8 protein-coding genes and 1 pseudogene are annotated in these 7,417 nt (G+C 44.1%); 6 read left to right on the forward strand and 3 right to left on the reverse strand.

The genetic code is table 11. The features are described 5' to 3' along the window. The 3 genes from BTA30_RS18625 to BTA30_RS18635 form a co-directional block, all read left to right on the forward strand. On the forward strand, positions 1-1,008 hold a 1,008-nt coding region (locus BTA30_RS18625), incomplete at its 5' end, for a DHH family phosphoesterase (protein ID WP_076762806.1). Positions 1,009-1,104: 96 nt separating this feature from the next. Continuing rightward, positions 1,105-2,313, forward strand: coding sequence for a glycoside hydrolase family 10-like protein (locus tag BTA30_RS18630; RefSeq protein ID WP_076762808.1), 1,209 nt, complete (start codon positions 1,105-1,107; stop codon positions 2,311-2,313). 155 nt (positions 2,314-2,468) lie between these two features. Continuing rightward, positions 2,469-3,326, forward strand: a complete 858-nt coding sequence (locus BTA30_RS18635; RefSeq protein WP_076762810.1) for a RhaT/GlcU family sugar-proton symporter — start codon at positions 2,469-2,471, stop codon at positions 3,324-3,326. A 22-nt stretch (positions 3,327-3,348) separates the two neighbouring features. On the opposite strand, the gene BTA30_RS18640 is transcribed toward BTA30_RS18635, so the two are convergent. Next, a complete protein-coding gene (locus BTA30_RS18640) occupies positions 3,349-4,074 on the reverse strand; it encodes an endonuclease/exonuclease/phosphatase family protein (RefSeq protein ID WP_076762812.1) in 726 nt (241 codons plus the stop codon). Between the two features lie 101 nt (positions 4,075-4,175). Between BTA30_RS18640 and BTA30_RS22600 the strand changes: the two are divergent. Continuing rightward, positions 4,176-4,445 (forward strand): annotated as a pseudogene (locus BTA30_RS22600) (DsrE/DsrF/DrsH-like family protein); the annotation flags it as partial. Between the two features lie 436 nt (positions 4,446-4,881). Here the strand turns inward: BTA30_RS22600 and BTA30_RS18655 are convergent. Next, positions 4,882-5,499, reverse strand: coding sequence for a TetR/AcrR family transcriptional regulator (locus tag BTA30_RS18655; RefSeq protein WP_076762816.1), 618 nt, complete (start codon positions 5,497-5,499; stop codon positions 4,882-4,884). A 204-nt stretch (positions 5,500-5,703) separates the two neighbouring features. On the opposite strand from BTA30_RS18655, the gene BTA30_RS18660 reads away from it, so the two are divergent. After that, positions 5,704-6,684: an amidohydrolase family protein gene (locus BTA30_RS18660; RefSeq protein WP_076762821.1), complete on the forward strand. Its 981-nt coding sequence runs from the start codon at positions 5,704-5,706 to the stop codon at positions 6,682-6,684. Between the two features lie 111 nt (positions 6,685-6,795). Here the strand turns inward: BTA30_RS18660 and BTA30_RS24340 are convergent, their stop codons facing one another. Continuing rightward, a complete protein-coding gene (locus tag BTA30_RS24340) occupies positions 6,796-7,041 on the reverse strand; it encodes a ferritin-like domain-containing protein (protein WP_076762819.1) in 246 nt (81 codons plus the stop codon). 235 nt (positions 7,042-7,276) lie between these two features. Here BTA30_RS24340 and BTA30_RS18670 point away from each other — a divergent pair. Continuing rightward, a partial coding sequence (locus tag BTA30_RS18670; protein WP_142243719.1) for a GntR family transcriptional regulator occupies positions 7,277-7,417 on the forward strand: 141 nt, incomplete at its 3' end.

A 7,417-nucleotide genomic window follows, 5' to 3' on the forward strand; every position in this document is an offset into this window, starting at 1 on the left:
CATCAAGGAAATGAAGAAAGGCTGAACGAATATGCAGAAGCGGGAGGAAAGGTCAAACTGATTGACCACCATAAAACAGCACTCCATTTGAATGAACATCCTTGGGGAATGGTAAAAGTTCAATATGAAGACGGAAGGCTTGCTTCAGCCACATCGCTTTTTTATGAATATTTAATAGACAATGGCCTTATTCCAAAATCGAGGGCTATGGATCAATTTGTCGAGCTCGTCCGCCAATATGACACCTGGGAGTGGGAGCAGGCGGGTGTACTTCAGGCAAAGCGCCTGAATGATTTGTTTTTTATGGTGTCCATTGATGAATTCGAAGAAAAAATGGTGCGGCGCCTGAAGGAAAGCGATGAGTTTTCTTTTGACGAATTCGAGGAAAAAATTCTGGATATGGAAGAAGAGAAAATCGAACGGTATATTCGCCGAAAAAAGCGGGAAATCGTACAGACTTTCATCAATGCGCATTGTGTCGGTATCGTTCATGCCGAGGCATACCACTCCGAAGTCGGAAATGAACTTGGCAAAGCCTATCCACATCTTGACTACATCGCCATATTGAATATGGGCGGCAAAAAAGTGAGCCTCCGCACGATTCACGATGAAACAGATGTATCAGAAATCGCCGCCAGTTTTGGCGGGGGCGGCCATGCAAAAGCTTCCGGATGTCCTTTGACTGACGACGTATTCAGATTGTATGTTACAGAGCCGTTCCCGCTCGAACCGCTGAAAGCGGACGCTTTCAAAAACATTTATAACCTGAAAGAGTCTGAATACGGCACCCTTTACGCCAATCGGGAAGAGGATCAACTTTATCTTTTCCCGACCGATCAAGGCTGGAACATTCAATTAAACGGGGTGACACAAAACGAAACATTCGCTTCTTTCGAAGAGGCGGAGCGGTTTATTAAACGAAATCATGCAGCATGGCTTGCCAGAGATGAGGCATTCGTCCAATTTCTGATGCAGCAGGTAAAACAAATCAAGCATATTACAGGCTGAGACTGATGATGTCTTAGCCTGTTTTCATATACAAAACGAGCCGTCCGGCATATAATAACAGAAGGTTCCGAATTTTCCAATAAGGAGGACATGTTTATGAATAAGATGTGCGGTAAAGACAAAACAAGCGAATTGCGGGCGGTATGGATCGCCACCGTCACAAACATTGACTGGCCTTCAAAAAAAGGACTTACCGTGAAACAACAAAAAGAAGAGTACATTAAACTGCTGAATGACGTTACAGAAATGGGAATGAATGCTGTCGTTGTTCAAATCAAGCCGACAGCCGATGCTTTTTATCCTTCATCATACGGACCATGGTCGGAGTATTTAACAGGCGTCCAAGGAAAAGACCCAGGATATGATCCGCTGTGCTTTCTGCTCGAAGAAACACATCGAAGAAAGCTTGAATTCCATGCATGGTTCAACCCTTACCGGATTACGATGAATCATACGGATTTGAACAGGCTTTCAGAAGATCACCCGGCAAGAAGACACCCGGATTGGGTTGCCGCCTATGGCAGACAGCTGTACTATAACCCAGGTATTCCCGCAGTACAGGATTTTATCGTGAAAGGAATTGAGGAAGTCGTCAAAAACTATGACATTGACGCCGTTCATATGGATGACTATTTTTATCCGTATAAAATAGCAGGCGTTGAATTTCCCGATCTGGATACGTACGAACAATACGGCAAAAACTGTTTTGAAAATATCGACGATTGGCGGAGGGACAATGTCAACAAGCTCGTCAAACAGATCAATACCGCCATAAAAAAAGAAAAGCCGCATGTCAAATTTGGAATCAGCCCATTCGGTGTGTGGCGCAACAAGGCAGATGATCCGACTGGATCGAATACGACAGCAGGAATGACAAACTATGATGACCTTTATGCAGACACGCGGGAGTGGATACAGCAGGGGTATCTTGATTATATCGCTCCGCAAATCTACTGGAGCATCGGTTTTGCCCCCGCCGCCTATGACATTTTAGTCGACTGGTGGAAAAATGAAACAGAAGGGCGCCCGGTTCATTTATATATTGGACAAGCAGCCTATAAAATCAATCAGAACGCCGATCCAGCATGGTCAGATCCTGAAGAATATCCAAGGCAAATTGCATTAAACCGTTCATCAAGTGTAATGGGAAGCATTCATTTCAGCTTGAAAGATGTAAACCGAAACCCGCTCGGCATAAAAGACCGGCTGATCAATGATCTATACCATAATCCCGCTCTTATTCCCGAGATGCCTTGGCTGACAGCTCCTGCAGGCTCACTTCAGCAAAACGATGAAAAATGCTAATGTAACGTCACATACATGTGTTCATCCATTTTGATCATGCTGGTCAAAATGGATTTTTTTATTTCACTATCCCTTACCATATCATTTTTTGTTTTAAAAACCGCATGTATAGTACACTTTAAAAGATAAAGACAAAAAAGAAAGGTTTAAATCAAATGGACATTTTCTTAGCGATTTTACCAGCCATTTTCTGGGGGAGCATCGTCCTCTTTAATGTAAAGCTAGGGGGCGGGCCTTACAGCCAAGTACTTGGAACGACAATCGGAGCCTTAATCTTTTCAATCGGCATCTACTTTGTCGTCCAGCCTGAGTTATCGCCGCGCATCTTTGCGGTAGGGATTGTTTCAGGGCTGTTTTGGGCGCTTGGACAAACCAACCAGCTGAAAAGCATTAAGCTGATCGGCGTATCAAAAACGATGCCGATCTCAACCGGTATGCAACTCGTATCCACCTCGTTCTTCGGCGTCCTCGTTTTTCACGAGTGGGCGACAACGGTCTCCATTATTCTCGGCGTCTTGGCGCTTATCTTCATCATCGTAGGGATCGTCTTGACCTCACTTGAAGACCGCCGCCAAAAAACGGAAGAAACTAAGGGCAACATGAAAAAAGGAATCATCATTTTGCTCATTTCTACTTTAGGCTACCTCGTGTATGTCGTTGTAGTCCGGTTCTTTGATGTCAGCGGCTGGTCGGCGCTTTTTCCTCAGGCCATCGGAATGGTTGCCGGCGGTTTGATTTTAACATTCAGGCATAAGCCATTTAATTTCTATGTCATCAAAAATATTATCCCCGGCTTAATCTGGGCCGCGGGAAACATGTTTTTATTCATCTCTCAGCCGAGGGTCGGTGTCGCTACCAGTTTTTCATTGTCACAAATGGGAATTGTCATTTCAACCCTCGGCGGCATTATTTTGCTTGGTGAAAAGAAAACAAAACGGCAGCTGATCGGCATTGGCATCGGGATTATTTTGATTGTGACAGCCGGCGTATTTTTAGGAATTGCAAAAGCTTGAGGACGGCATTTAAAGCCGTCCTTTAACACATCATTACAGCCTTAAGCGGCAAATGGTCAGAAGCGCTCGGGTCTATGGTTACAACTTCAGCTTTTGAGACATGAAGAGACGGGCTAGTGAAGACGTAGTCCAAACGTTTTTTCGGACGATGTGACGGATATGTGAAACCCGGGCCTTCTCCGGCTTCCTTCCAAGTATCATAGAGCGCCCCAGCGACTTTTTGCCAACCTTTCGAGTGAGGTTTCATATTTAAATCCCCCATGACAACCGCCGGCTCCTCAAGCTTTAGAATTCTTTCCAACAAGAAATCCGTTTGTTTTCTATGAAGAAAAGGATTTAAACTGAAATGCGTCACAAAGAGGCGGAAGAGCTTTTGATCGATCCTAACGGTTGTTTCAAGCAGCGATCTTCCTTCAATAAGCCCTGTGACAAAGTTGAACAAATGATGCTTTTCTTCAACAATGGGAAAACGACTTAAAAGGGCATTGCCATACTGCCTTTCAGGGGAGGCTTGTCCAGAGCTTAATGAAAGCGAAGGACTGTAAGCATGGTACATTTGCAATTGCGACGCAAGCCAGCCGACTTGATCTTCATAATCGCTCCTTTTTGAAAAATGTTTGTCCACTTCATTGAGTCCGATAATATCGGCATCGCTTTCAGTGATAACATCTGCAATCCTTTGCAAATCGAGGCGCTTATCGGCGCCTTTTCCGTGATGTATATTAAAGGTCATGATGGTAATCTCCATTAAAATCCCGCCTATCCTGAATGTTAACGATATTTTGCCTCAGGAAGGAATAAAATATTTTTCAAAGCATGGATTAAAAAAAAATCGCCAAATCCGCTGAAAAAATAAATATGCTTGAGATGTGGCCGAACATGATCAAACATGTCATCAAGAAGCACAGTGCAATGCCATTGCCGCAGTAAATCGATCTTGCAAAGGAGCAGGGGGTTCAGCTTGTTCCATGTACGATGACAATGGATTTGCACGGAATTAAAAAGGAAGAAGGGGCAGCACTCGGAGGGGTAGCTGCCTTTATATCATTTGCCATTCCGGCAGAGAAGCGCATTGGCGGCGCAAATATTGAAGGCCCACGGCTTTTGGCATGTCGTTAATATATCGCAGGACATGGAGGATTGGACCGGAAAAACTGAATCTAAAATAAAAAATGTCTGAAGGAAGAAATGGCTTCTGGCGGAGATACGCAAAAAATGGTCGAAGAAGCGGTGAATCTTTTGGTGAAGAGCCGCTAAAAAGCGATCAAAACACCGCGAGCCCGCAGCTCGTGGTGTTTCATTTTTAGTTCACACGGTCACGTGCACTGAGATGACAGGAACATAAAAGTAGCAGCACAGGTTTATATAATAAGGCGGATTTGGACCTTGTGCCGGTAAGAAAATCCGGGGGTTCTTCCAGCGGGTGCGCCATGAAATCGGGGAACGGATCAAGCGTTTTGCAAAGAACGGGGAATAAAGCAATGATAGAAAAGCCGATTCCAGTGACGGGCCGTCGGCTTTTTTTAACGCCGCGGGCTTCTTGTTCACGAATCATTTAAAAGGGGTGTTTTATTTTATTTTCAAAGCCTGCGACCCGAATCGGCCCGAGTATAGTTAAGCGGGTCAATTGCTCAGCCATATAAACGGGGCTGAATTTCATTCCGCTTTCCAGCCATGAGGAAATAACGCCTATATTTGCTGACGTAATATAATGGATGAGAAGATCTTTTGGAATCATCAGCTGTTCTTCGGATTCCTCAATTGACGATATTAACTCTCCATAAACCCGCTTTTGCACAATCTTCAAGAGATAGCTTCTAAACTGGGGAAGACCCCGGTCGCTTAACATCACTTCAAAATATTCGGCGTGTTCGTAAATAAACTCAAACAGACTTAGAAAAGATGGCGGCGGATACACCCGGTCTGCTTTTGAAAATACCGGTTTGACATGCTCAATCAGATCATTGAGCATGTCTTCCATACTTCGCAAAATAAAATCCTGCTTATTTTTGTAATGAAGATAAAATGTTGCGCGCGTCAAATCGGCTCTATCGGCAATTTCTTGTACAGTAATCGAATGCACATCTTTTTCTTTTAAAAGCTGAACGAAAGCATTTCTTAAACATTTAGACGTTCTTTTAATCCGCCGGTCAACACTTTGTTGATTAGACATTTTCATCCTCCTTGTATAACATTGCGCCGTTTTTTAACAAATGACGGGCATATGTAAAGTATTCGACATTTGGAAAAGAACTGTTGATTGACCAAATCATGCCAAGTGATAAAATTTAATATAGCAGCTGCGTATATGATTATTTCGAAAACAATGACGGTCCGTCAATCTCGAGTCGATTTTTCATCGAAAGGAGCTTTTATCATGAGAGGTAAAATCGTTTTAGAAGAACACTGGGAGTCACCCGATTTTCCAGCGACGGGCAGCCATGATTTCACAGACACAGACTATTTTGCAAAAGTCCAACAGCGATTACAGGAATATGAAAAACGCATCGAGGATATGGATAAAAACGGAATTCAGACATCGATATTATCGTTGACACAGCCGGGGATTGAAGGTGTTACCGATCCGCAAAAGGCCATCGAACTGGCGCGGCAGATGAATGACCATGTTTCACAGTATTTCATTGCTAAACACCCTGACCGTTTTCAAGCTTTCGCAGCGCTTCCGCTGCAGGATCCAAAGGCGGCAGCAAAAGAGCTGAAACGGGCGGTGCAAGACCTTGGTTTTGTCGGTGCACTGATCAACGGCTACAGCAATATCGGTGATGAAAACAGAGCCCAATACCTTGACGAACCCCAAGTTTGGCCATTTTGGGAAGAAGTCGAAAAACTGGGCGTTCCCGTCTACCTTCATCCCCGCATTCCGCTGCCTCATCAGCAAAGAATATATCAAGGCTATGAGGGACTGCTTGGCTCAGCTTGGGGATTTGGAGTCGAAACGGCCACACATGCATTACGGCTGATGTTAAGCGGACTGTTTGATCGATACCCAAACTTGACCATTATCCTCGGCCATCTCGGAGAAGGATTGCCGTTTACACTGCCGCGTGTGGAACACCGGCTTCGCCACCAGCGGCCCGAAACGCACGGTAACCATCAAAAGCCTGTTACCGAGTACCTTCGCCAAAATTTCTATTTGACCACAAGCGGCGTTTTCCGTACACAGGCTTTAATCGATACCATTCTGGAAGTCGGCTCAGACAGAATTTTATTTTCGGTCGACTATCCATACGAATCTATGGAAGAAATCTCGTCATGGTTTGATCAATGTCCAATCAGCGAAACGGACAGGCAAAAGATCGGCCGCAAAAATGCGGCTCAATTATTCAATTCTAAATGACATCAATAAAAGAGACCTCCACTAAAGCGGAGGTCTTTTGGCGTTCTCAGGAAAGTATTGAATGCTGGAAATAAGGGTGCGCTCAGTTATACGCTTTTCTGCAGTTTTCCGTCACATATTGCTCATATTCAACACTTTTTGAAAAAGCTTCTTCCGCATTCCCGAAATGAATCGGCGTTCTGGGGTGCTTTTCATTTTAACGATCCCATTGCGGTCTGTGAAGTCGTCAATCAACTTTAGTGCATGGCCGCGCTCTTCATCATGTTGAAGCCTAAACCAGCGGCCGATACCCGTCAAGTTTAAGCGATAAAAGTCGTTTGCCATCGCTAAATATAAGTAGGCGGACTGGGAATTCAACTTGAATCAAGTGATTGATCAGCTGCTTCATTCGCTTGGTTATCACCATCATCAACACCCCCAAACCTGATATGGATGTTTACCTCATATTGTACGGAGCTGAAAAAACAATCTGACATGATGTTTCAGTGTCACCATCGGCTTTGATGAATGAATGGTGAGCATTGTTGACATCATTGTTATAACTGTTTATAGTGTATATATACAGTTATAACGAATTGAGGGATGTCATGCTTTGAATATTATCATTTCAAACTCTTCCGACGAACCGATTTATTTACAGATCGTCAATCAATTAAAGGAGCATATCGTCAAGGGAGTGCTCTCAGAATCAGAGCCGCTCCCGTCGATCAGAAACCTTGCCAAAGAGCTGAAA

Origin of the sequence: Bacillus swezeyi (assembly GCF_001969815.1) — a bacterium.
Classification (GTDB): domain Bacteria; phylum Bacillota; class Bacilli; order Bacillales; family Bacillaceae; genus Bacillus; species Bacillus swezeyi.